Origin of the sequence: Amycolatopsis sp. NPDC102389 (assembly GCF_044765885.1) — a bacterium.
GTDB lineage: Bacteria > Actinomycetota > Actinomycetes > Mycobacteriales > Pseudonocardiaceae > Amycolatopsis.
Map to the genome: position 1 here is coordinate 67,477 of NZ_JBIWKX010000017.1, position 23,934 is coordinate 91,410.

The 23,934-nt window shown below is 69.5% G+C and carries 25 protein-coding genes; 10 read left to right on the forward strand and 15 right to left on the reverse strand.

Translation table 11 applies throughout. The features are described 5' to 3' along the window. The first annotated feature begins 202 nt into the window (after positions 1–202). From ACIRGA_RS17255 to ACIRGA_RS17265, 3 genes are all read left to right on the forward strand, one after another. Complete coding sequence (locus ACIRGA_RS17255) at positions 203–712, forward strand: hypothetical protein (protein ID WP_400942150.1); 510 nt, start codon at positions 203–205, stop codon at positions 710–712. An 82-nt stretch (positions 713–794) separates the two neighbouring features. After that, entirely contained in the window at positions 795–1,379 is a 585-nt protein-coding gene (locus ACIRGA_RS17260) for a hypothetical protein (protein ID WP_400942152.1), read from the forward strand. A 21-nt stretch (positions 1,380–1,400) separates the two neighbouring features. Then, on the forward strand, positions 1,401–2,396 hold the full coding sequence (locus tag ACIRGA_RS17265; RefSeq protein WP_400942154.1) for a DUF2203 family protein: 996 nt from the start codon (positions 1,401–1,403) through the stop codon (positions 2,394–2,396). Positions 2,397–2,399: 3 nt separating this feature from the next. Here the strand turns inward: ACIRGA_RS17265 and ACIRGA_RS17270 are convergent, their stop codons facing one another. Together ACIRGA_RS17270 and ACIRGA_RS17275 are read right to left on the reverse strand one after the other, a co-directional pair. Beyond that, positions 2,400–3,254 carry an esterase/lipase family protein gene (locus tag ACIRGA_RS17270; protein ID WP_400942156.1) on the reverse strand — a complete coding sequence of 285 codons (855 nt, stop codon included), beginning with the start codon at positions 3,252–3,254 and terminating at the stop codon, positions 2,400–2,402. Between the two features lie 121 nt (positions 3,255–3,375). Then, positions 3,376–3,990, reverse strand: a complete 615-nt coding sequence (locus ACIRGA_RS17275; protein WP_400942158.1) for a LysE/ArgO family amino acid transporter — start codon at positions 3,988–3,990, stop codon at positions 3,376–3,378. A 66-nt stretch (positions 3,991–4,056) separates the two neighbouring features. On the opposite strand from ACIRGA_RS17275, the gene ACIRGA_RS17280 reads away from it, so the two are divergent. Beyond that, entirely contained in the window at positions 4,057–4,932 is an 876-nt protein-coding gene (locus ACIRGA_RS17280) for a LysR family transcriptional regulator ArgP (RefSeq protein WP_400942160.1), read from the forward strand. 38 nt (positions 4,933–4,970) lie between these two features. Beyond that, positions 4,971–5,558 carry an HhH-GPD-type base excision DNA repair protein gene (locus tag ACIRGA_RS17285; RefSeq protein ID WP_400942162.1) on the forward strand — a complete coding sequence of 196 codons (588 nt, stop codon included), beginning with the start codon at positions 4,971–4,973 and terminating at the stop codon, positions 5,556–5,558. On the opposite strand, the gene ACIRGA_RS17290 is transcribed toward ACIRGA_RS17285, so the two are convergent. From ACIRGA_RS17290 to ACIRGA_RS17300, 3 genes are all read right to left on the reverse strand, one after another. Then, the gene (locus ACIRGA_RS17290; protein ID WP_400942164.1) at positions 5,559–6,125 is read right to left on the reverse strand and encodes a GNAT family N-acetyltransferase; all 567 of its coding nucleotides are present in this window, start codon (positions 6,123–6,125) and stop codon (positions 5,559–5,561) included. A 104-nt stretch (positions 6,126–6,229) separates the two neighbouring features. Then, positions 6,230–6,874 (reverse strand): spermidine synthase, encoded by a 645-nt coding sequence (locus ACIRGA_RS17295; protein WP_400942166.1) that lies wholly within the window; start codon positions 6,872–6,874, stop codon positions 6,230–6,232. A gap of 22 nt (positions 6,875–6,896) precedes the next feature. Beyond that, positions 6,897–7,310, reverse strand: a complete 414-nt coding sequence (locus tag ACIRGA_RS17300; RefSeq protein WP_400942168.1) for a TrmH family RNA methyltransferase — start codon at positions 7,308–7,310, stop codon at positions 6,897–6,899. 207 nt (positions 7,311–7,517) lie between these two features. Between ACIRGA_RS17300 and ACIRGA_RS17305 the strand changes: the two genes are divergently transcribed. After that, complete coding sequence (locus tag ACIRGA_RS17305) at positions 7,518–7,706, forward strand: DUF1918 domain-containing protein (protein WP_037332488.1); 189 nt, start codon at positions 7,518–7,520, stop codon at positions 7,704–7,706. A gap of 3 nt (positions 7,707–7,709) precedes the next feature. Here ACIRGA_RS17305 and ACIRGA_RS17310 read toward each other — a convergent pair whose 3' ends face one another. Further along, positions 7,710–8,879, reverse strand: a complete 1,170-nt coding sequence (locus ACIRGA_RS17310) for an MFS transporter (protein ID WP_400942171.1) — start codon at positions 8,877–8,879, stop codon at positions 7,710–7,712. Between the two features lie 177 nt (positions 8,880–9,056). Here ACIRGA_RS17310 and ACIRGA_RS17315 point away from each other — a divergent pair, with 177 nt between their 5' ends. Together ACIRGA_RS17315 and ACIRGA_RS17320 are read left to right on the forward strand one after the other, a co-directional pair. Beyond that, a complete protein-coding gene (locus tag ACIRGA_RS17315; RefSeq protein WP_400942173.1) occupies positions 9,057–9,371 on the forward strand; it encodes an ArsR/SmtB family transcription factor in 315 nt (104 codons plus the stop codon). Positions 9,372–9,564: 193 nt separating this feature from the next. After that, positions 9,565–10,737 carry an MFS transporter gene (locus ACIRGA_RS17320; protein WP_400942175.1) on the forward strand — a complete coding sequence of 391 codons (1,173 nt, stop codon included), beginning with the start codon at positions 9,565–9,567 and terminating at the stop codon, positions 10,735–10,737. A 4-nt stretch (positions 10,738–10,741) separates the two neighbouring features. Here ACIRGA_RS17320 and ACIRGA_RS17325 read toward each other — a convergent pair whose 3' ends face one another. Beyond that, positions 10,742–11,041 (reverse strand): DUF3017 domain-containing protein, encoded by a 300-nt coding sequence (locus ACIRGA_RS17325; protein ID WP_005166510.1) that lies wholly within the window; start codon positions 11,039–11,041, stop codon positions 10,742–10,744. A 118-nt stretch (positions 11,042–11,159) separates the two neighbouring features. Here ACIRGA_RS17325 and ACIRGA_RS17330 point away from each other — a divergent pair, with 118 nt between their 5' ends. Next, the gene (locus ACIRGA_RS17330) at positions 11,160–13,799 is read left to right on the forward strand and encodes a glycohydrolase toxin TNT-related protein (RefSeq protein ID WP_400942177.1); all 2,640 of its coding nucleotides are present in this window, start codon (positions 11,160–11,162) and stop codon (positions 13,797–13,799) included. A gap of 62 nt (positions 13,800–13,861) precedes the next feature. On the opposite strand, the gene ACIRGA_RS17335 is transcribed toward ACIRGA_RS17330, so the two are convergent. From ACIRGA_RS17335 to ACIRGA_RS17370, 8 genes are all read right to left on the reverse strand, one after another. After that, positions 13,862–14,449: a pentapeptide repeat-containing protein gene (locus tag ACIRGA_RS17335; protein WP_400942179.1), complete on the reverse strand. Its 588-nt coding sequence runs from the start codon at positions 14,447–14,449 to the stop codon at positions 13,862–13,864. Between the two features lie 145 nt (positions 14,450–14,594). Beyond that, positions 14,595–15,539: a reverse transcriptase family protein gene (locus tag ACIRGA_RS17340; protein WP_400942181.1), complete on the reverse strand. Its 945-nt coding sequence runs from the start codon at positions 15,537–15,539 to the stop codon at positions 14,595–14,597. Positions 15,540–15,678: 139 nt separating this feature from the next. Further along, positions 15,679–16,161 carry a VOC family protein gene (locus ACIRGA_RS17345; RefSeq protein WP_400942183.1) on the reverse strand — a complete coding sequence of 161 codons (483 nt, stop codon included), beginning with the start codon at positions 16,159–16,161 and terminating at the stop codon, positions 15,679–15,681. A gap of 67 nt (positions 16,162–16,228) precedes the next feature. Next, positions 16,229–16,738, reverse strand: a complete 510-nt coding sequence (locus ACIRGA_RS17350; RefSeq protein ID WP_400942185.1) for a hemerythrin domain-containing protein — start codon at positions 16,736–16,738, stop codon at positions 16,229–16,231. Between the two features lie 106 nt (positions 16,739–16,844). Beyond that, a complete protein-coding gene (locus ACIRGA_RS17355; protein ID WP_400942187.1) occupies positions 16,845–20,198 on the reverse strand; it encodes an error-prone DNA polymerase in 3,354 nt (1,117 codons plus the stop codon). Between the two features lie 3 nt (positions 20,199–20,201). After that, entirely contained in the window at positions 20,202–20,354 is a 153-nt protein-coding gene (locus ACIRGA_RS17360; protein WP_167373507.1) for a hypothetical protein, read from the reverse strand. A 2-nt stretch (positions 20,355–20,356) separates the two neighbouring features. Continuing rightward, positions 20,357–21,967 (reverse strand): DNA polymerase Y family protein, encoded by a 1,611-nt coding sequence (locus ACIRGA_RS17365; RefSeq protein ID WP_400942189.1) that lies wholly within the window; start codon positions 21,965–21,967, stop codon positions 20,357–20,359. Further along, positions 21,964–22,668: a hypothetical protein gene (locus ACIRGA_RS17370; RefSeq protein WP_400942191.1), complete on the reverse strand. Its 705-nt coding sequence runs from the start codon at positions 22,666–22,668 to the stop codon at positions 21,964–21,966. The genes ACIRGA_RS17365 and ACIRGA_RS17370 overlap by 4 nt, the downstream gene beginning before the upstream one ends. Positions 22,669–22,867: 199 nt before the next feature. On the opposite strand from ACIRGA_RS17370, the gene ACIRGA_RS17375 reads away from it, so the two are divergent. Further along, positions 22,868–23,695 (forward strand): hypothetical protein, encoded by an 828-nt coding sequence (locus tag ACIRGA_RS17375; protein WP_400942193.1) that lies wholly within the window; start codon positions 22,868–22,870, stop codon positions 23,693–23,695. Positions 23,696–23,934: the final 239 nt, after the last annotated feature.

Genomic DNA, 23,934 nt, shown 5'->3' on the forward strand with positions numbered 1-23,934 from the left:
CTCCGGTAGCGGTACAAGCGTACTGCTTAACGGTCCTGGATGGTTCCAGTAGTGGTCGGTATCAAGTCTCCACGAGGCGGATGTGTCCGACGTCACCCGGTCACACGACGGCCATCCGGCCGTCACGGGAACGGCGCCGACCACGTCATCATCGAACCGCACCCGACGATCGGCACGTCGGCCACCGGAAAGGCAGGACCTCATGACCACCGACCCCTACGCCGTGCCGCCGCACGAGCAGCCGGCGGCACCGCAGCCTTATTTCCAGCCTAGGCAAAGCAGCCGTGCGGTGCCCCGGGTGATCAGTGGACTCGGCGGCATCCTGCTCACGCCGGTCGCGCTCGGCCTGGTGATCTACGGCGGCTCGCGGTTGCAACGGATGTACGCGCAGGCCTACACCGTCGGCGACGACCCGCTCGGCTTGATCCTGCTGCTCGTCGGCGGCCTTCTCCTGCTCGGCGTCGCACTCCTCGGCGCGCTGTCCGGTCTGGGGCCGGTCCTCGGCGGGCTGATCTGGGGTGTGGTGCCGGGGCTCACGTCGCTCCTGAGCTCGCAAAGCATGGTGAGCTTCCTTTACGACCTCGGTGGCCGCGAGCTCGGCGTCGGCCTGGTGACCTGGCTGGTGATGGGCGCGCTGGTCGGAAGCGGTTTCCTGTTGATCGGGGCGGGCCTGGTCGGCACCCTCTCGCGCCGCCGCTCAAATCGCGTTTAGCGGGCTAAACGCGCTCCGCGAAGATCGAAGTGAACCGAAGGGGACCTGCGTCCGTAGTCCGGTTAAGGGAGGTGACCCGCCCATGTCATCGCACCGGTACGTCGCGGAGTACGACGACGAGGACTACCAGGAGTACGAAGAGCACGAGCGCCCCAAGGATCCCCGGAGACCGTACGAGGACGTCGAGTCCTACGAACCGTATGAGCCTTTCGACGACGACCTGGGCGCCGAAGACCCGCGCGCCGGCCGAGGCGTGCGGCGCGTCCTCAGCGGCGCGGGCGGCCTGATCCTGACGCCGGTCGCCCTCGGCCTGCTGGCGTGGGGCGGCCTGCGGCAGCAGATGCTCGTCCAGGCGACGCTCAGCACCCAGCGTGACGTCCTCAGCATCGGGCTGCTCGTGGGCGGCGGGATCCTCCTGCTGGCGGTCGGGCTGCTCGGCGCGCTCTCGGCGACCGGCCCGATCCTCGGCGGTCTCGTCTGGGGCGTCGCGCCGGGCGTGGCCACCATCGCCGTCCCGGAGTGGGGCTTCCGGCTGGTGAAATACCTGCCGCAGAACGATGTCACCTACGGCGTCACGAGCTGGCTGTTCATCGGCGGGCTGCTCGCGACCGGTTTCCTCTTGATCGGCGCGGGCCTCGCGTCGAGACTCGCCCGGCGCCGCCGCTAGGCGGGCTGGGACCATCGGCGCATGGGTCTGTTCACCGTTCCCGAAGCCCGCGCCGAGCTCGCCCGGCTACGCCCGGTGCTCGACGAGCTCGTCCGTCTCCGCGCCGACGCGGCCGAGCTCGCCGCCTCCCTGCGCCCGGGCGGCCGGGAGACGTCGCTCGGCGGGATGCCGGAGTGGAAGGCCGCGCAGGCCCGGTTGGACGATCTGATGACCACGGTCCAGCGGACGGGTGCGGAGCTGAAGGGGTTCGCCCCGCTCCTGATCGACTTCCCCGCCGAGCTCGACGGCGTCGACGTCCTGCTGTGCTGGCTCGAAGGCGACCCCGAGCTGGCCTGGTATCACCGCGTCGACCTGGGTTTCGCCGGACGCCGCCGTCTCCCGGTCAAGGTCGCCGTCGTGAGTGAGGAGATCGCGGCCGGGCTGTTCGACGGCCTCGCCGCGCACTACGACGAAGACACCTTCCACGGCCTCGTCGCCGACGCGCTCGTCGACGGTCTCGGCCGCACGGCGCCCGAACGTGTTCTCGACGTCGCGACCGGGACCGGGGCGGCCGCGTTCGCCGCGCTGCGCCTGGAGCCGGGCGAAGTGCTGGCGATCGACATCTCGCCGGGCATGATCGCCCAGGCCGAGGCGAAGGCGGCGACCCACGATCCCGGCAAGCGCATCACCTGGCAGGTCGCCTCCGCGGTCCCGTCGCCGGTGGAAGACGAAGGCGCGGACGCCGTGCTGTGCGCCTCTTCGCTGCACTTCCTCGGCGCCGCCGCGCTCCGTGACTGGCTGCGGGCGCTGCGCCCGGGCGGCCGGGTCGGTTTCAGCCTGCCGATCGCGTCGGCGTTCCGGCCGTCGGAGGCGTTCGCCGCGATCGTCCCCGCCGACCTGAAGCTGCCGGAAACCGAGGACGACGCGGCGGAACTGGCCTCCGAAGCGGGCTTCACCGAGGTGACCGTGAAGCGCCTCGACGTCGAATCCGAGGATCGGGTCCGGTCGGTGTTCGTGGTGCACGCGACCCGGCCCTGACACCTACAGCGGCGCGAAGAACGGCACGCACTTCGGCGCGGGAGCGCCTTCCGGGTCGAGCGCCTTGAGGATCAGGCTCGTCACGTTCGGGTCGATCGCCTGGCTGAGGTGCCCGGAAACGTCCGCGCCACAACGGTCCTGCAGCACGATGTCGGTCGCGCCCGGCTCGTCCAGCACACCGCTGGTGTACGGCGTGACCACTCGATCGTGCCGACTCACGATGCTCGTGTACGTCGGCCCCGGCACTGTCACGCCGCCGCGGGCGAGGTCGTCGAGGAAGTCCGACGGCGCGAGGTATTCGCGGCACGCCCCGCACACGCCGTCGGCGAGCAGGTCGATCCCCGGCAACGAAAGCACGGCCCTCGCGAGCTCGGAGAAGCCGTTGAGCGACGTGCCCTTGAAGTTCGAGCCGAAGCCGACGAAATGCTTCACCTTCTCCGCGCCTCCCTCGAATTTGAGGTAGTACGCGGGCATCGTCGTCCCCTCGGAATGCCCGACGATGTCGACCTTATCCGCGCCCGTGCTCGTCCGCACGCGGTCCACGAACGCGCCGAGCTCGGCCGCGCTCTTCCGCATGGAGGCGAGCCCGCCGAACAACTGTCCACCCAGGACGGTGGCGCCATAGGTCAGCGAATAGACGCAGTAACCGGCGTCCTTGAGCTTCGGCGCGTGGTAGAACCAGTTGGTCGTCGCGTTGCCGCCGAGGCCGTGCACCAGCACCACAGGCTCCGGATGGCTCGCGCTCGGCTCGCACGACCAGTCGTTCCAACCGCTCGACGGCGCCGCGCTCGCCGCCGCCGGGACGGCGATCGTGAACGTCAAGGCCGCGACAAGCGTGGTGAGGATCCGAGCCCGCATCCCTGCCTCCGGTTACTCGTCAGTATGTGATGCGAGTCATCATGCGTCACAAACCGACGACCGGAACCAGGAGACCGACCAGACTTACCCGCCACTTCTTGTGACAGATCACAAGGACAGATCAGGCGCTGGCCACGAGTGTCACACCGAGCGCGATCATCGTCGCCGCGACCAGACCGTCCAGCACTCGCCACGACGACGGCTTGCGGAAGAACCCGCTGAGCAGCCGCGCGCCGAAACCGAGCGCGAGGAACCACAGCACGCTGGCCGACACCGCGCCCACGCCGAACGCCCATCGGTCGCTGCCGTGCCCGGCCGCGACCGCGCCGAGCAGGAGGAGCGTGTCGAGGTACACGTGCGGGTTCAGCCAGGTGATCGCCAGCGTGGTCAGCACGATGCGGCGCAGCGATCCGCCGGTCTCCGGGCCGCCGGTCTCCAGCGCGGCCGGTTTGAACGCGCGACGGGCCGCGAGTGCGCCGTAGCAGAGCAGGAAGGCGCCGCCGATCAGGGCGACGATGGTCAGCGCTTCGGGTGACGTCCCCACCAGTGCGCCGACCCCGCCGACGCCGAGACTGACCAGGATGGCGTCCGAGAAGATGCAGATCAGCACCACCACGAGTACCGCCTCGCGGCGGATGCCCTGGCGCAGCACGAACGCGTTCTGCGCGCCGATCGCGACGATGAGGGCCATGGTGGCGCCGAATCCGGCACCCAGGCTGAACAGAACGTCTCCCATGTGCAGAACACTAGGAAGCGGATCGTCAACAGTACAGCTAAAGATTCTTACGTAAGATTAGCGTTCGTGATGACAGATCTGCCGCTCGACCTGGTCCGCACGCTGCTGGTGGTCGCCGACGAAGGCACCTTCGACGCGGCGGCTTCGGCGCTGCACGTGACCCCGTCGGCGATCAGCCAGCGCGTCAAGGCGCTCGAACAGCGCACCGGCCTTGTCCTGCTGATCCGCACGAAACCGGTGCGCCTGACCGAATCCGGGCAGGCGGTGGTGCGGTTCGGCCGCCAGATGGCCCTGCTGGAGGCCGACACCCGGGCCGAACTCGGCCTGACCGCCGGCGACGAGCCGGTCCGGCTGCCGATCGCGGTCAACGCGGATTCGCTGGCGACCTGGTTCCTTCCCGCCCTCACGCGGGTGCCGCCCGAGCAGAAGATCTGCTTCGAACTGCATCGCGAGGATCAGGACCACACCACGACCCTGCTGAGGGAGGGCCTGGTGATGGCCGCCGTGACATCGTCACCCGATCCGGTCGCGGGGTGTTCGGTGCACCGGCTCGGGCACATGCGGTACCTGGCCGTCGTGAGCCCGGCGCTCGGCACGGACCTCGACCTCGCCCACGCACCCGTCGTCATCTTCGACCGCCGAGACGACCTTCAAGACCGCTTCGCGCGCGAGCGCGGCACGATCGCGAGCCCGCTGCGGCACTACGTCCCGTCGTCCGAAGGGTTCTTCGACGCCGTCGCGGCCGGGATGGGCTGGGGCATGGTGCCGCTCGCGCAGATCGGCGACCGCCTGCGCGACGGCACCTTCGTCTGCCTCGACCCGGCTCACCCGATCGACGTACCGCTGTTCTGGCAGCAGTGGAAACTCGACTCCCCCGCGCTGGCCGCGGTCTCGGCGGCCGTCACCAGCGCGGCGGCGGACCTGCTAGGCGCAGTCGGATGAGGACGCGCATACTGGCCCCGTCGTGAGATCCTGAGCGCATGACGCGCGCATTGCACCTGGTCGGAGACGAGGAAGCGGACCGGCTGCTCACCGAAGACCCGTTCGCGCTGCTCGTCGGGATGCTCCTCGACCAGCAGTTCCCGATGGAACACGCGTTCCGCGGCCCGCAGAAGATCGCGGACCGGATGGACGGTTTCGACATCAAGAAGATCCACGCGATGGACACCGAGACCTTCGTCGAGCTCTGCGTGGTCCCGCCCGCGATCCACCGCTACGGCGGCTCGATGGCCCGGCGGGTGAAGGACCTCGCGGACCACGTCGTCGAACACTACGACGGCGACGCCGCCGGGATCTGGACCGCCGGACGCCCCAAGCCGGACGGCCCCGAAGTCCTCAAGCGGCTCAAGGCGCTGCCCGGCTACGGCGACCAGAAGGCCGCGATCTTCCTCGCGTTGCTCGGCAAGCAGCTCGGCGTGCAGCCCAAGGGCTGGCGCGCCGCCGCGGGCTCGTACGGCGACCGCGGCTCACGGCGTTCGATCGCCGACGTCGTCGACGCGAAGACCCTCGGCGAGGTGCGGGCGTTCAAGAAGGCGGCGAAGGCCGCTGCCAAGGCGTCGGCGAAGTAGCTACTTCTTCCCGGCTCCCGGCCACGGCCCCGGCGTCTCGGCGGGCAGTTCGGCCTGCTCGACCTCGGTGCGGAACAAGCGGAAACCGCGGGCCTGGTAGTTCTTGAGCGCGGCGGGGCCATCGGTGGTGCAGGTGTGGACCGTGAGGCGGCGCGTCGGCGTCTTGCCCGGCCAGCGCTCTGCGAGCGCCCACGCCTCCCGCAGCGCGATGGTCAGCAGATGCCCTCCGAGGCCCTTGCCGACGAAGGAGGACATCAGGCCGAAGTACGCGAGTTCAACCTCGCCATCCCTGCTGCCGTCGAGCTCGAAGTACCCGCACGGCGTCCCCTGCGCGTACGCCACCCAGGTCTCGACGCCCGGCCTGTCCAGCCACTCGATCCACTGCGCCCACGTCCAGCCGAGCCGGTCGATCCAGAACCAGTCGCCGCCGACGGCGGTGTAGAGGTAGCGGTTCAGCTCCGGGCTGACCAGCTCGGAGCGGGTGACCGTCACCGGGACGGCCGGCGGTTTCGCCGCGCTCAGGTCGTCCGGCGAGGTCTGTTCGAGGTGCCAGGTCGTGATCTCCATGCGGCGATCATTTCAGCCGGCCCCGCAGCAGCCCGTGCCAGGCCGCCCTGAGTGTCCAAATTGGACAGTACGGCGAAGCCACGCCACAGGACGCGCGGCGTCCGCTACACCCGCGCGAACCACAGCACGTCCGGTTCGCCTTGCGGCACCGGGATCTTCAGCTCCCGCACCTCACCGAACCGCGCCCGCAGCCGTTTCGCGAACGACGGCACCGACTCGGCGCTCCACACCGCGAGCACCCCGCCCGGACGCAACCGTGCGGTGAGCATGTCGAGACCGTCGTCGGAATACAGCTTCGCGTTGCCGTCGGTGACCGTCCATTCAGGACCGTTGTCGATGTCGAGGCACAGCGCGTCGAACCGCTCTTCCGTCCGGCGCAACCACTTCACCAGATCGGCCTCCACGACGGTGACCCGTTCGTCGGACAGGGCGTCGTCGTGGACGTCCCTGAGCGGGCCCTCGCGGTTCCAGCCGATCACGGCGGGCTCACGCTCGACGACCACGACCTCGCCGACTCCGGGGTGGTCCAGCGCGGCCCGCAGCGAATAGCCGACACCGAGGCCGCCGATCAGCATCCGCGCCTTGCCCGGCACCAGATCGGCCGCCACCGAGACGAGCAACCGTTCGGATTCACCGTTGCGGGTGTCCATCAGGAAGACGCCGTTGGCGATGACCTCGAAATCGCCGCCCGCCCGGCGGAGTACCAATTCGCCGCTCTTCCCGGCCACCTTGTCGAGTACGTCGGTCATCCGGGCAGCCTATCGGCGACGGTCACAGCAGGCCCGCCAATTTGTACAACACCAGGCTGCCCGCGACGGCGACGTTGAGGCTCGCGCCGGTGCCCACCATCGGGATTTCGACGACGGTGTCGAGAAGGTCGAGCGCTTCCGGCGGAATCCCCTGCTGTTCGTGGCCGAGCACGGCGATCGTCCGTCCTCGCGCGGGCGGGAGATCGGCGAGGCGCACGGATTCGTCGGCGAGTTCGACGCCGACGATCGCCGTGCCCGCCGCGTTCTCCCGCGTCAGCCAGCCGGGTGGATCGTGCACCCAGTGCACACAAGCCGGACGCCGCAACGTGTTCCCCCGGCGCAGCGCCTCCGGCACCCAGGGAAACCTCGGCACGGCAAGGCAAGCACCCACGGCGTCGCAGGTCCTCAGCAGGGTGCCGAGATTCGCGCCGTGCAATGGCCATAGCGGTGCCGCGACGAGATGACCCCAGCAGGAATGGGATTTCCTTCTTCTGGCCGCACGCAGCTCCGAGGGCGTACGGACCCGGATCGACGGGCTCACCGGACGTGAGGCGTCGCGCCTCCAAGGATTTCGAGGATCATGCCGACACTGTAGCGGGATCACCCCGACGCTCCTAACCTTGGAACGTCGGAGGTGATTCTCATGCAGGCGACCGTCGGAGACGAGATCCACGTACACGGACGCACGGTGGGCTCGGCCGAACAACGCGGCGAAATCCTCGAGGTACGCGGCGAACACGGTGCCCCGCCGTATCTCGTCCGGTTCGCGGACGGACACGAAGGGCTCGTGTTCCCCGGCCCCGACTGCGAAGTCCAGACGCGCGCCGAGTAGCCGTCAATCGGCCATGGCGGGTTGCTTCACGCGGCTCCGCCAGCCCACCACGACCACGGCCGCGCCGAGCGCGGTCAGCACCGCCGCGATCTCGGGCAGCAGGAGCGGGCCACCGCCGCTGAGCACCGCTCCCCCGACCAGGCCGGAGAGGCCGACGCCGAGGTAGATCGCGGACGCGTTGAGCGAGAGGACGAGCCCGGCGTTCTGCTTGGACAGCTCGATCAGCCGGTGCTGGATCGGCGGGTTGATCGACCAGGTGGCCAAGCCCCAGAGGAACAGGATGACGGCCGCGCCGCCGACGCTGGTCGCGACCAGCGGCAGCATCGCGAGCACCACGGTGATCCCGCCGAAGACGATCAGCAGCGGTCCCTTGGCGCCCCAGCGGTCGGTCGCGCGGCCGCCGAGGATGTTGCCGAGCGCGCCGCCCGCGCCGTAGACGAACAGCAGCAGGCTGACCGTCGTGCCGTGGACGCCCGCGGTGGCCGACAGGACAGGCGAGATGAAGGTGTACACCGAGAACGCGGCGAGGCAGCCGAGCACGGTCGCGCCGAGCATGGCGAGGACGCGCGGGTCCTTGGCGACGGTGAACCGTTCGGCCAGCCGGACCGGAGGTGGCGCCGGGACGGCGGGCAAGACCATCCGGACGGCGAAGGCGCCGAGAAGCGAGAAGGCCGCGACGAGCGCGAAGACGGCCTGGTAGCCGACGCTCTGCGAAAGGACGCTGCCGAGCGGGACACCCAAGATCGTCGCGATGGTGAGCCCGCCGAAGACGAGCGCGACCGCGCGGCCCCGGCGTTCCGGCGAGGTGAGTTCGGCGGCGACGGCGCTCGCGGCCGGGGTGAAGACCGCCGCGCCGATCGCGGTGACGACCCGCGCGAGGAGCAGGGTCACGTAGCCGGGCGCGAGGGCGGCGAGGGCGTTGCCGACGGCGGTGACGACGAGCGCGGCGACCAGGAGCGTGCGGCGTTCCCAGCGGCCCGTGACCGCGGCGAACAGGGGTGAGCCGACCGCGTACGCGATGGCGAAAGCGGTGACCAGCTGGGCGGCGGCGGTCTCGGAGACGGCGAGCTCGCCGGTCAGCGCGGGCAGCAGCCCGGCGACGACGTAGCCGCTGGTGCCGACCGCGAAGGTGCCGAGCGCCAGCACCGCGGTCCTGGGTGGTGCGAAAGTCATGAGTCCCCAGCTCCAGACCCACCGGATCGCGTTTAGCCCGCGAAACGCAGGTCGGGGCCGGAGCGCGTTTAGCCCGCTAAAGGCGACTTGGGGGTCGTTGTTGGATGGTTGTCGTAGTTCGATGCAGACCGTACTACGAACTCGCGCAAAGTTCGAGGGGCGTCGTACTATGGACGGATGACCGCGACGCAGCAGTACGTCTATCCCGATCAGGACGAGATCCGGATCGAGGCGGTCCTCGCCGCGCTCGCGGACCCGGTCCGGCTCGACATGGTCCGCCAGCTGGCGGAATCCGAAACCGAGATCTCGTGCAGCGGTTTCGACGTCGCCGTGACCAAGTCCACACTCACCCATCACCTGCGCACACTGCGCGAAGCGGGCATCATCATGGGCCGCCAGCAGGGCACCGCCCGCTACAACTCCTTGCGCCGCAACGATCTCGACGAGCTGTTCCCCGGCCTGCTCCAGGGGGTGCTCGCCGCCCGCCGCTGAGGGTGGCCAGCCTCACCCGAAACCGGGATGACAAACGCCCCCTTGATCCGTTGAACTGGACGCAGGACAGCTCGTCGACGCTGGGGCCGCACGCGCTGTCTTTTTTGTGTCCGAGACCTAAATCGATTCAGCTCCCCATCCGCGACGCTGGGCGAGTAATCGTTTACTCACGTACGACCCCGGAAGGAGAGCCGTGCCCGTCGCGCTGCTCGCGCTCGCCATCGGTGCCTTCGGCATCGGGACCACCGAATTCGTCATGATGGGCGTGCTGCCCGAAGCCGCCGCCGACTTCGGCGTGTCGATCCCGTCCGCCGGCTACCTCATCTCCGGCTACGCCCTCGGCGTGGTGGTCGGCGCCCCGCTGCTCACCGCGGCCGCCGTCCGGCTGCCCCGCAAGACGATGCTGCTGGCGATGATGGGGCTGTTCACGCTCGGCAACACTCTCTTCGCGCTCTCGCCGAACCAGGAGTTCGGTGTCGCCTTCCGCTTCCTCGCCGGCCTGCCGCACGGAGCGTTCTTCGGCGCCGGCGCGGTCGTCGCGTCCAGCCTGGCCAAGCCGGGCGAACGCGCGAAGGCCGTCTCGATGATGTTCTTGGGCCTGACGCTGGCCAACGTCGTCGGCGTGCCGCTGGGGACGCTGCTCGGCCAGAAGGTCGGCTGGCGCGCGACCTTCGGCGTCGTCGCGGTGATCGGCCTGCTCGCCATGGCCGCGATCGCGAAACTGGTCCCCCACCAGGGCAAACCGGCCGAGCCGTCGCTGCGCGGCGAACTCGGCGCCTTCCGCCGTCCGCAGGTGTGGCTCGCGCTCGCGATCGTCACGTTCGGTCTCGGCGGCGTGTTCGCCTGCCTGTCCTACATCGCGCCGATGCTGACCGACGTCACCGGCTACTCGCCGTCGAACGTCACACTGCTGCTCTCGCTGGCCGGTGTCGGCATGACGATCGGCAACATCCTCGGCGGCAGGCTCGCCGACAAGGCGCTGATGCCGAGCCTCTACGTCTCCCTGTTCGGCCTGGCCACGGTGCTGGCGATCTTCACCTTCACCGCGAACGGCAAGGTCGGCGCGGCGGTGACGATCTTCTTCGTCGGCCTGGCCGGGTTCATGATCGGCCCGATGATGCAGGCCAGGATCATGGAGAAGGCGGGCGGAACGCCGTCGCTGGTCTCGGCGGCCGTGCAGTCGGCGTTCAACATCGCGAACTCGATCGGCGCCTACCTGGGCGGGCTGGTCATCGCGGGCGGCTTCGGCCTGGTCGCGCCGAACTGGGTCGGTGCGTCGCTGGCCGTCCTGGGACTCTCGCTTGCCGTGGTGTCCGGCGGCATGGACCGCCGCGAAGCACGCCTGGCCCCCGCCATGGCGTCCTGACTCTCTAGGACAGGGGCCCGCCGGTGATCGTGAACGCGATGAACAGGATCAACACCGACAGCGCGCCGTAGGTCAGGACGTCGACCGGCTTGCCCCGGATCGCCAGCAACCCGGCCTTCGCTTCGGGCAGCGCCGCCCGGAGCAGGCCGGCGAGCAGCAGCGCGCCACCGATCAGCACGGCGCCCTGCCGCCAGTGGTACTGGCCGATCCGCAGGGCGGCGACGGCCACCACCAGCATCACCAGCAGGAACGGCAGGTGATGGAGCAGTGCCCCACGGTCACGCCGCTGTCCGGCCACCGCCATCAGTCCTCGTCCTTCGGGGTCTCGCGGGCAAGTCGGTTCACTCCGTCAGTATCCCGGGTGAGTGACCCGGCACCAGGTCAGGGCGCCTTCCGCGCGAGTCAATAGCGGCAAAACCCACATGCGGGGTGCACACGAGCGCGGATACGGTCAAAATGTGACCGTGGCACAACCGACGACTCAGTTGAACGCGACCGAGCAGGACACCCTGGTCAAACAGATCGGCCTCGCCCTGCTGCGAGCCGCTCCGCGTGATTGGCGGAAGGTGACCGCCGAGTACCGAGCCGTCGGCAGGTACCACGAGATGACCGGCGAGATCATCACCGAGGACGGCACCTCGCACGAGTGGGTCGCGACGCACGACATCGCGACGCTGTTCGGCAGGCTCCGTGCCGGGATGTACCGCGACGGCCGCGGCACCTGGTTCAACGCCCGTTACCAGCTCGATCACCCGTCCAGCTACAACCTCGAATACAACCGCGACGAGCCGCAGTGGCGTCTCGCGCCGCCTCCGCAGGCGCTCTCCGACGAACTGCGCATGTTCCCCCGCTCCGAGGAGAACGTGCCCGAATGGCTGATCCGGCGGATGTCCGGCCTCGGCCCCGAGCAGCCCGGACCGCATTTCCGCATCGCCCGCATCTTCGACACCATCGGCCCGGCCGGGCGTCCGGTGATCAACCGGCCCGACCTTGAGATCGAGGAGCAGGACAGGCTGCTCGAGTACCTCGACCACGCGCCCCTGGTGGTCACCGAACGCGGCTACGACATCGACCGGCTCGCGCAGACCCCCGAGGCCACCGTGCCGGTCGCCTTCCACAGCGACGGGCAGTGGATCTGGCCCGCCGCCGTGAACTTCTACCTGCGCGAGTACGGCGTCTCGCCGGAGCTCGACCTGATCGACCACGTCCGGCAGAACAACTTCGCGCTGCCCGAGGTCGACGCCCCGACGCTGCAGGCCGCGGCGGGGTACCTCACCCGGGGGAATCAGCCTCCGCAGCAGCGCCCCAACGGCCCTGGTGGGCCGGGTGGCCCCAACGGCGTGCCCTCGGGCCCGCCGCCGCAGGGCCCGCCGCAGAACGGTCCGGTGCCGTCGCAGCAGGCCGGACCCGGGCAGGGCGCTCCCGGTCCGAACAACCAGCCCGCCGCTCAGCCGCCGCACCAGCAGGGTCCGGATCCGGCCGCGATGGCCGCCGCGGCCGCGGCTCCGGTCGCCGCGGCGGCGGCCGTTCCCGCCGCCGAGTCCGCCGTCCCGGATCAGGCCGAGCAGGCCCAGCGGTACGAAGACGACTACGACACGCAGGACTACCAGGCGCAGGACTTCCACGAGGCCGCCGCCGAGCAGCAGTACGAAGAAGGCTACGAAGACCCGTACGCGTCCGAACAGGACACGTACGCGGACGAGGCCCGGCAGGACACCGAACCCCAGCCGGAGCCGCAGATCGCCGACCCGGAGGCGACCACCTACGCGCGGGCTCCGCAGGCCGGCACCTACGAGCCGCCTCTCGAGGAAGAGCAGGACGCGTACGCCCGGCAGGAGGAAGAGCAGCCGTACGCGCCCCCGGAGGAGGAGACGACCACCGGCTACACGCCGGTCGAGCAGGCCGACGCCGGTCCTGAGCTGCCTCTTCTGACGCACGACGCGGAGCCGAACGTGGCACCGCCGCCGTCGGACTCCGAGGTCACACAGGTCGACGGCCCGCCGCAGGAGCGGGGGACCTTTGCTGCCACCCCCGTGCCGCACCCGGAGCCCGAGCCGCGTCGTGAGGAAGCGGCCCCGCGCCGCCGCCCCGAGCACCCGGTGCCGGTGCTCAACGAGCTGCAGGCGAAGTTCGACGACCTCGACGTGTCCGACGACGTCTACCGCATCGGCGCCCCCGCCGAGCACGGCTGGAGTGTCGAACAGGTCGACGGCGGCGGCTGGCGGGTCGGCTGGTACGACGGGAAGCTGACCAACCCGGCGGTGTTCGGCGACGCCGAGGACGCGGCCGCCTTCATGCTCGGCAAGGTCCTGCTGAACCCGAACGGCGCGCCGCCTCCCGAGGAGCAGCCCGCCGTCGAAGAGGAACCTGTCGAGGAGCCGCCGGCGCCGCCCGTGCTGGCGACGCTGTCCCCCGAGATCGCGACCGGTTCGCATCCGGTGCCGCCCCGCGAGGCGATCCCGGCACAGGAGCAGACCGCGTTCACGACGGCCGAGGAGCTGCTCGGGGACGATCTGGACGACGAGCCCGCCCCAGCTCCGGTCCCGCCCGCACCCCCGGCGCGGCCGAATCCGGTGCTGGCGACCCCGCCGCCCGCGCCGCCGCGGCGTGAGCCGCCGGTGACGCCGCCTCCGCCGCCGCCGATGCGGCGCGAGGAACCGGCCCGCCCGCCGGCCGCGGCGAACGCCGGGACTCCGGACGCCAAGCAGAACTGGCCGATCTCGCCGCTCAACGGCGAGCCGCCGCTGACGCTGTTCCGCGGCAAGGAGCTGCGTGAGCTGCCCGCGGGCAGCGAGCTGGACCGTTTCGGCGGCCCGAACGGCAACCTGACCTACGCGGCCGGGACGCCGTTCGAGGAGCGTTCGCTCGTGCCGGAGTGGGTGAACCGGCCATACCACGTGTACCGCGTGCAGCGTCCGCTCGAAGCCCTCGCCGGTGTCGCGATCCCGTGGTTCAACCAGCCGGGTGGCGGATCGGCGTACCTGCTGCCCGCGTCCATCGAGGAGTTGCTCGCCGAGGGCGACCTCATCGAGCTGGATCCGGGCGAACCGCCGATCGACTAGCGCTATGAACGGGCCGTTCCTTGCGGATTTCGCAAGGAACGGCCCGTTCCTTGCACGCGGTGTCAGTGGATGACGAGACCGTGCGCGGCGGCGTAGGCGATCGCGGTCTCGGTGTCCACGTGGACACCGGAGAGGTTCGCCTGCACCAGGCCGTTGGCGTCGAGCCGCGCGCCGCGCAGGTCCGCGCCCTCGAGCTTCGCCCCCGCCAGCCGGGCACCGGTGAGGTCCGCGCCGCGCAGATCGGCACCGGTCAGATCCGCTTCGAGCAGGTTCGCCTCACGAAGCCGCAGGCCACCCAGGTCCACTTTGGACAACCGAGCCTTGCTGAGCGAGACCAGCGAAAGATCGCATTCGGTGAAGGCGATCTTCTGGAACCGGCAGTCCACAAAGGACGATCCGAGCATCGAGCACGAGCTCCACCGTGTGTTCGCCAGCACAGTGCGGTCGAAGGTGCACGAGCGGAACGCGGACGCCTCGTGGCGCGAGGCGTCGAAGTCGGTCTTGGTGAAGTCGCACTGGTCGAAGGTGCAGCCTTGAGTGCGCAGCCCGCGCAGGTCGGCTTCGGTGAAATCACAGCCGACGAAACTGCGTTTTTCCCACCATTGCTGGGAAAGAACGGCTTCTCGGTAGTCCTCCGCAGTCTCGATCACCCGTCCAGGATCGCACACCCGCTCACGGCCAGGTGATCCTGTCGAACATCGCGCGCAGCTTCGCCGTCCGTGCCGGCGAAGACGCGGCGATCCAGCTGATCCGGCCGAGAAGATGGGCACGGAAGTCCGGGTGCTCGCCCCGGTTCTACGCCTCCGGGCCGGTCCGGACGCAGTTGTGGAGCAGGGCACGCAGGGCGTCGTAGTCGGCACGCGTCGCGGCGGGCGCGCTGTTGACCACCAGGCCCGCGACCCGTTGCCGCTGGTGCGCGGCGGCGATCGAGGTCTTGTCGTCCCGGAGCCGGAAACCCTCGCCGGTCACGATCCGCCGGACGCCGGGCAGCAAGCGGTGCAGCGGCAGGGAATCCCCGGAGAACGCCAGATCGTCGGCGTATCGGGTGTACGTCGCGCCCAGTGCGCGCGCGAGCCCGTCGAGCCGACGGTCCAGATGGTGCGTGACCGCGTTCGCGACCGAGGGCGAGGACGGCGCGCCTTGCGGCAGATGCGTGGCCGCCAGGTTGTTCAGCAGCCGCGTTCGCGCCGGATCCCGCCGTCCGCCGGGCACGGTGGCGAGGACATCGGGCGGAACGGCCGTGGTGAGAATGCCCGCCAGCGCTTCCGCCACCGCGGGCGGATAGCCGGCGAGGGCGAGCAACCCCGAGATCCGGCGCGCGGACACCGCCGGGAAGAACCCTTCGAGGTCCATCCTGACCACGGTTTCGCGGCCGGCATGCGGTGCCGCGCACGACATCGGCGAACGCCCGCGCCGGAATCCGTGCGCGGCCTCGTGCACCGGCAGCGCGTCGACGACGTGCCGCACGATCCGGCGCTGCAGTTCGGCGAGCCGCGGTTTCGGCCGCTCGATGAGCCGCACCCCGCCCGAAGCGGTCGGGATCCAGCGATAGGTGTAGTGCCGGACCGGCTCGGCCGCGCGCCTGTTCCATCCCTTCGCGTCGGCGAACCACGAGAGTTCGCCGGTCGTCAGGTCGAGGGCGGCGGCACAGTCGTCGAAGGTCGCCCAGCGGGCCACCTGGAATCGCCAGACCGGCAGGGGTTCGAGGAGCGACGCGGAGATGACTCTTTCTCCTGTCATCCGCGCGGACCCGTACGCGAAGCATGCCGCTCTCGCGCGGGGCGCCTTGTCTCGCTGTCCTCGTGCTCCCCGGGGTTGCCCCGGAGTGGGTGGTGATCCACCGGCTCACCTCCGCGTCGCTGCCACCACCCTACCGATTTCAGCGGCTCGAGATGATCTCCGTGCCGGAGACGTAGCGCATGGCCTCGATGAACTTCGGATCGTTCATCCGGCGCTCCATCTCCGGCTGGTCGAGGTCGACCAGCCGGGTCTGGATCCACCACAGGTTGCCGAACGGGTCACGAACCCGGCCGACGCGGTCGCCGAAGAAGAGCTCGGTCTGCCTTGTCACTTCTTCGGCGCCCGCCTCGACGGCCCGGCGCTGCGTCGCCACGCTGTCCTCGACGTAGAGCCGCAGGTACGCCGGAGTGTCGACCCAGTCGTCACGCGCGTCGAACAACATGACGACCGAGTCGCCGATCCGGACCTCGGCGTGCCCGATCTTCCCGCCCTCGACGTACACGGGTTCGCCGATCGGTTCCGCGTCGAAAACCCGCTTCAAGAAGTCGATCACGCCCGCGGTGTCCCGCGAGATGATCCACGGGGTGACCGAGTGGTAGCCGTCGGGAATCGGGTTGCTCATCGGAGTTCTCCTCAGTCGTCGTAAGCGATGAGAAGAACGCTAGAGCCCGTATAGGACAGAACGTGTCCTAATGCGTCTTCAGCAAGAAAGACGGTTTCGACTCCTGCCACTCCGGCATGTCCAGCGAGTTGAGCACCTCGACGATCCGCTTCTCCTCGTACCGGAAATGCGTCTCCATGATCGCCGTGAGGCCGTCCAGTTCCCGTTGGACGTCAAGGATCTCGTCCTGACTCGACCCGGGGCCGACACCGGCGACCAGCTCTTCGAGCCGTTCGATGATCCCGGTCATCACCCCGTGGTCGTGCGCGAGTTCTTCGAGCGACGGCCGCAATTCGGGGAATTTGTCCGCCAGCACAAGGAAAGCGCCGCCGTCCTCACCGGTGTGATGCCTGGTCAGCGCCGAGCAGAAGGTGAGGCAATGCGCCCGGAGATCGCGCAGCCGCTCGGCGCGCCCCTCCGCGACCGACCCGAGGTCGTCGTGCAGCAAGGCCAGCTCTTTACGCAGCCAATTGTGAACCTGAACGAGTTGATTTCCGAACGCCGTCAACCGGCCGTTCGTCTGAGCTGTGGTTTCCATGATTTCCCATGGTCCGGCGCCTCCATGCCCACGGCGGTCCCTTTGCCGGGTGCACTGCGACGCTGAAGGAACTTCAGCACAGCCCTCGGGTGATCGTCAAGGGGATTCAGCGGAAGTCACGGGACTTGGCGGTGATCCGCAACGGCAGGTGCCGGATCTGTTCGGCGAGGACGTTCACCACCTCGCCGGTGCGCTCGACCACGCCGCGGACCAGCAGCGCGGGACTGCCGCGGGCGACCCGGTGATAGCGCTGCCACACACCCATCGTGCAGATGACGTTGATCATCCCCGTCTCGTCTTCGAGGTTCATGAAGGTGACACCGCCCGCGGTCGCCGGCCGCTGGCGATGGGTCACGGCGCCCCCGGTCAGCACCTGTGTGCCGTGCGAGATCTCGCGCAGGCCCGCCGCCGTGACGACGCCGAGTTCGTCGAGGTGTTCCCGGATGAACTGGGTCGGGAAGCTGTCCGGTGACACCCCGGTGGCCCAGACGTCCGCCGCCGCGATGTCGATTTCGTCCATCCCGGGCAACATCGGCGCTTTGACCCCGGTGATGAGCCCCGGCAGTTTCTCCAGGCTTTCGTCGGCGACCGCGCCCGCCGCCCAGAGCGCGCTCCGCCTGCTCTCGCCGAAACAAGCGAACGCGCCGGCCGCGGCCAGCGCCTCGACCTGCGGTTTGGTCAGCCGCACCCGCCGGGCGACCTCCGCCAGGTCCGCGAACGGGCCGTCGCGTTCCCGCTCCTCGACGATCTTCTTCGCCAGGTTCTCGCCGATCATCCGCACGGTGGACAGGCCGCCTCGCACGGCGAGCAGCTTTCCCCCTTCCGGCAAGGGTTCCAGCGTCGCGTGCGGGAGGCTCGCGTTGATGTCCGGGCCGAGCACCCGCACTCCGTGCCGCCGCGCGTCGGCGACCAACGACTGCGGTGAGTAGAACCCCATCGGTTGCGCGCGCAGCAAACCCGCCAGGAACGCGTCCGGGTGGTAGTACTTGAAGTACGAACTCGCGAACACCAGCAGGGCGAAACTCAGCGCGTGACTCTCCGGGAAACCGAAATTCGCGAAGGCCTTGAGCTTGCCGAAGATCTTCTCCGCCAGCTCCCCGTCGACGTCGTTCTTCGCGGCACCTTCGAGGAAGCGACGTTTGAGTCTTTCCATCTTGTGTTCGGAGCGTTTGGCACCCATGGCGTGCCGTAACTGATCCGCCTCCGCCGGCGTGAAATCGGCGATGTCGAGCGCGATCTGCATCATCTGTTCCTGGAACAACGGGACGCCGAGCGTCTTCCCCAGCGCGTTGGCCAGTTTCGGATGGTCGAAATCCCATTTCTCCTGACCGTTCTTGCGCCGGATGTAGGGATGCACCGAACCACCCTGGATCGGACCGGGCCGGATGAGCGCGACCTCGACCGCCAGATCGTAGAACTTCTTGGGGCGCAAGCGAGGAAGCGTGGCCAGCTGCGCGCGGCTCTCCACCTGGAAGACACCGATCGCGTCGGCACGGCAGAGCATTTCGTAGATGTTCTGATCCTTGAGATCCAATTCGGAGATGTCGACCTCTTCCCCTTTGTGGTCACGAACCAGATCGATCATATAATGCAGGGCCGACAACATTCCGAGCCCGAGCAGGTCGAATTTGACCAATCCGGCGGCGGCGCAGTCGTCCTTCTCCCATTGCACGACGCTGCGATTCTCCATGCGGGCCCATTCGATCGGGACCACCTCGCTCACCGGCTGTTCGCAGATCACCATGCCACCGGAATGGATGCCGAGATGCCGCGGGAAGTCCTCAAGCGCGCAGGCCAGCTCCACGACCTCCTCCGGGATGTCGTGATCGTGGTCCTTCTCCGTGGCCCGCAACGCACCCCAGCGGTCGATCTGCTTGCTCCACGCGTCCTGCTGGCCGGGCGAGTATCCCAGCGCCCGCGCCGCGTCCCGGACCGCGGACCGCGCACGGTAGGTGATCACGTTCGCCACCTGCGCGGTGTTCAGCCGCCCGTATTTCCGGTAGACGTACTGGATCGCCTCCTCACGGCGATCGGATTCGATGTCGAGGTCGATGTCCGGATAGCCGTCGCGTTCCGGGGCGAGGAACCGTTCGAAGAGCAGGCCGTAGCGCACGGCGTCGACCTTGGTGATGCCGAGCGCGTAACAGACCGCCGAGTTCGCGGCCGATCCCCGGCCCTGGCAGAGGATGTCGCTCTCCCGGCAGAACCGCACGATGTCCCAGACGATCAGGAAGTAGCCGGGGAAGCCCAGTTCTTCGATGATCTCCAGCTCGTGGTCGATCAGCTTCCCGGCTTTTTCGCGGTACTCGGCGTCTTTGTTCTTCTCGTGCTCCTCCGCGCCTTTCTTGGTGAGGTAGCGCAAGTAGGACGCTTCGGTGTGTCCCTCCGGTACGTCGAACGGCGGCAGCTTCGGCTCGATGTGGTGGAGTTCGAACGCGCACTCCCGCCCGAGCAGCGCCGCCCGCTGCACCGCGCCCGGATACCGCGCGAAGATCTCGGCCATCTCCTCCCCCGACCGCAGGAACGCCGTCCCCGCGGCGGGCAGCCAGCCCTCCATCTCCTCCAGGCCCCGCCGGGCGCGGATGGCGCTCAGCGCGTCGGCGAGCGGAGCCCGCTCCGGCCGGGCGTAGTGCGCGGCCGTGGTCGCCACCGTCGGCAGCCCGAATTCCGCGGCCATCTCGCTCAACAGGTCGTTGTGCGTGCTGTCCAAGGGAAGGCTGTGGTCGATGAGTTCGACGTAGACGTTTTCCCGGCCGAAGCAGTCGATGAGTTCCTTCAGCCGCACGACGGCCGCGGCCGGGCCTTCGGTGACGAGCGCCTTGCGCACCGCGCCCTTGCGGCAGCCGGTGAGCACCACGCACTTCCCGCGGACCTCTTCGGCGACCGCGCGCAGATCGTAGACCGGCCGGCCCTTCTCCGCCCTTTCCTTGGGGGACAACGACCGTCTGTCGAAGCCGTGCAGCTGCCCGGCGGTGATCGCCCGGTTCAGGCTCAGATAGCCGTCCTTCTGCTTGGCCAGCAAGAGCAGGTGCTCGCCCTCGGGATCGGCGAACCCGTTCTGCGGGCCGGACAGGCCGAAGCTGAGCTCCGTGCCGAAAACGGTGTGCACGCCCAGTTCCCTCGCCGCTTCGGCGAAGCGCACCACGCCGTACATGCCGTCGTGATCGGTGAGCGCGATCGCGTCCAGGCCCAGCCGCGCGGCCTCCTCCACCAGCTCCTCGGGATGGCTCGCCCCGTCGAGGAAGCTGAAGTTCGAATGGCAGTGCAGTTCGGCGTACGGCACCCGGCGCGCGGTGGCGCCGTCGTCGTCACCGATCAGCCCGGTCAGATCCGCGGGCGGCTGATAGCCCTGCCGCTTGGCACTCCAGGCGGGGCTGTCGCCGCCGTCGCCGGGCGGTACCTCGCCCGCGAGCTCGCGAGCGAGGTCCTTCCACGGCCGCGGAGGGTTGTTCCAGCCCATCGGTCACCGGTTCTCGGTCGAGCTTCTCGGCGCGGGGACGAACACTTCCGCGCGCGGGACGCACGCCGCCCAGGCGGTGTCCAACTCGGCACGTTGCACCGGGATGGCCGGTTCCTCAAGCCATCGCCGCACCAACCGCGTGTACTCCTCGTCCATGTTCAGTCGTACTTCCCTTCCAGTGTCCACATCGGATTCTTGTGGTGCTCGAAGCGGAGCAGCACCGCCTCCTCGGCGTCTTGCCCGTCGGCCAAGAGCACCTGCAACCGCATCCGGGTCCCCGACCGGGCGTGCCCCGCCCCGGCCCGGACACCGACGAACCACGGCCCCGCCCAGGCGAGGACCTCGCGCGGCTCACCGCCCTCGAAGCTCACGAGGAACGGCGCGGCGGTGACCCGGCGCCGCGCGGTGATCTCCACGACGCGCCCGTTCTCGTCCAGCACCTGTGCGGGCACCGGCCGGGCGAACACCGTCGCCGGGGAGGGCGACGGGAGCCTTCCGGCCCAGTTCGCGTCCGCCTGCGCCGTCTTCTCCCGCCTGTCGCCCCACGGCACCAGCCGGGCCCGCTCGGCGGGACCGTGGCCACCGTCGAGCACCGCGGTGAAGACGCTCTCCGGGCCGAGCAGCCCCTGCACCCGCACCAGGGCGCGGCCGGCGCGCTCGCCGGACAGGTCCCCGTCTTCGGTGGACGGCCGCAGCACACCCGCCGCACCCGATTGCCACAACCCGAGCTGCAGCGACCGGCCTTCGACCGTCTCCTCCGGCTCCAGCCGCAGCCGGACGACCCCGGAATTGGGGCGGTCCTTGGCTTTCAGCCAGCCTTCGAACTGCCAGCGCACCCTGTCCGCGACGCCGAGCGGGGTCAGCGGTTCGGCGCAACGCCACACCCGGCCGAGCTGTTCGCCGGTCTCGGTGGTGGCGTAGATGCCGAGCCGGGTGCAGGCCAGCCCGTACGCGGCGAGCCCGGCATGGAAGCGCTCACCGAGCCCTTTCGCCACGAACGCGGCGGCGTCGACCCGGTCGATCGGCGGGTCGAACGCCTTCGCGAGCGAGAGCTCCGGCGGCGGGCGGCGGCGCGACGGCGGACGCTCGGACCGTCCTCGCGCCAACCGGTGCGCGAGCACACCCTCCGTCCCGAAGCGCGCGGAGACATCGCTTTCGTCAAGCGCCGCAAAGGAACCCAGCGTGTGCAGGCCGAGCTGCTTGAGCAAGGTGACCAGTTCGGCGCGGTCGGCCTCGGGCTGGTCGAGCTCGCGGATGGGCAGCGGGGCCAGGAATTCCGCCGTCTCACCGGGTTCGACCAGTGTCGAACGGCGGGCGGCGAGCGTCGCGGCGAACAGGCCGTCGGCCACGCCGACCTGACTCTCCACCCCCGCCGCCACCGACACCTCGTCCACCAGTCTTTCGAGAAGACCGTGCTCCCCGCCGAAGTAACCGGCCGCGCCTTCGACCGGAACGGCGACGATCCCGGGGCGCACCACCTCGACGCCGACGGCCAGCTCCTCCACCGCCCGTGCGACGGATTCGAAGAGCCGGGCGTCGCGGCCGTCGTCCTCACCGAAGACCGCCAGCTCCGGGCAACAGGACTGGGCCTCGCGCCGCCGCATCCCGCGGCGGACGCCGTATCCCCTGGCCACCGCGGTGCAGGCGACCACACGGTTCGCCGAGAAGACCGCGGCCGGGCGGCCGACGGGTTCGCCCGCGACGGCCGCGGCGGCGACCGCGGGCCAATCCGGGCACCACAGCACCAGCATGCGCACCGGCGGGTTCATGCCGTCCCCCACCTGGTCGCGGGGAAGTCGGCACGCTCGACCTCACCCTCGCCGGGAAACCGCAGCAAGGCGGACATCGGCCGGGCGGCCGCACCCCGGCCACCCGCTCGTACCTCCACCTCACGAGCGCGCAGATAGCCCGCGCCACCACCGTCGAAGCCCGTCCAGCGCGAACGACGACAGCTCAGCTCGACCTCCGCGCCGGGCCAGGAACCCAGCGAAAGCAGCACCGAACCGCGGTTGCGCGCGCGGGCGGACAGCCTTCTCGCCACGTCGGGCCGGGCGAGCCCCGGACCGACGACCACGAGATCGAAGCCGTCGAGCAAGGCCGCGGTCACCGCCGGGAACTCGGCACCGGGACGGGGGACCAGCGCCAGCCTGCCCACCTCGACCCCGAGTTCCGCGGCGGCGACCACCCCGAGCGCGGGCAGGCCGACCGCGACCGCCCACGCACCGCCGGCGGTCGCGGCGGCCAGCAGGGTGAGCATCAGTGACGTGGACCCCAGCACCGAAACGGTGCTCCCGCGCCGGAGCCCCGCGGCGGGCAGCAGACCGGACAACGCCGGGGACACCGGGAGCACCCTTCCCGTCGTCCTCGCGTGTTCGGCCGCGGAAGCCACGCCACTGGCCGTGCTCACTCCTGGCAAAGCCGCCAGCCTCGCCAACGGCAAGGCCCGTGCCTCGACCACCTCCGCTGTCACCGGACCTCGCCTCCCCACGACACCTAGACCATCCTTTGTGGACGGCACTGGCATGCCACGGGGAAGGCGGCACTTCGAACGCTTGTTCGATACCTCCAGTAGACCGGGTGGCGCAGCGGTTGTCAAGCGAACCGGGAACGATCACCGGACCTGTCACGTCCGAGACCGGGGGTCTTCCCGTCAGGAAAGGAAATCCGCAGTGCACGACGCTTGGCCCGAGACGGTGAACGGCTGGGAACTCGCCAGGGAAGGCCATATCGAGAACTACCGCAAACGCCTGGCCAACCGGGTCACGGTCACCGCGATCTGGGAGAACGGGACCGGCCGGGGGCAAGTGGACGCCCGCACCGAGCCGCTGGGCGGCGGCCGGACCCTGACCAGCAGCCGCAAGGATTTCCGCGACAAGGACGCGTTCTGGACCGCCGCGACCTGCGTACTGGAGATGGCCGCGAACCTGCCGTCGCTGGACTGGGGCACGAGCCCGGCGCCCACGGCGCTGGCCGGGACCGTGGCGGGCATGGTCGAGGCCGAGCCCGGCACCAGCGGCTACCCGGAGGCCGAACTGACCTTCACGTTGACCGACGGGCACACGGTGACGCTGTGCATGACCGACGAGCAGGCCTTCGACCTGAGCAACAGCATCTCGCGGCTCGATCACCACGTCTGGTCCGAAGAACGCGGAGACGACGAAGAAGATGAAGACGAGGACGACGACTACGACGAGCCCGATGCCGTCGTCGACGAAGAGGCCCCGGACGTCAGCGAAGTCCAGTCCGGCCCGGACACCGGGCACGACCTGGTCACGGTCCTGGGGGAACGGTTCGGGGTCACCGAGGACAACCTGCTGGCGCACGTCGACTGGTCCGCGCTCATCGTGGTGGGTGAACCCGCGGTGAGCTCCCTCATCGACCGGGGTGACGAACTGACCGCCGCGGTCGCGCCGCGGTGGTATCCGGTCGTCGCGGACAGGCCCGGTGAACGCTGGGTGGTTCTGAAGAGGACCGGTCTGCATTACCACGGGGAGTGAGACCTCGTGAGTGGCAAGGACGGTTCTATTGAGCCGAAAGTCAAACGTGGCGGGGTGGCCTGAGTGGCAGCTACGAGCTTGCCGAAGAGGGTCGGAATGCTCCCGGGTGTCCACAAAGGACACTTTCTCAGGTTAAAGTGACCGATTTGGGAACTTTGCACATCTTCGCGCGGAGGTCGTGAGTGGCAAGTGGGGTTCTAACCCCACTTGCCACACACCACCCTGCGAAAAACCGGTCA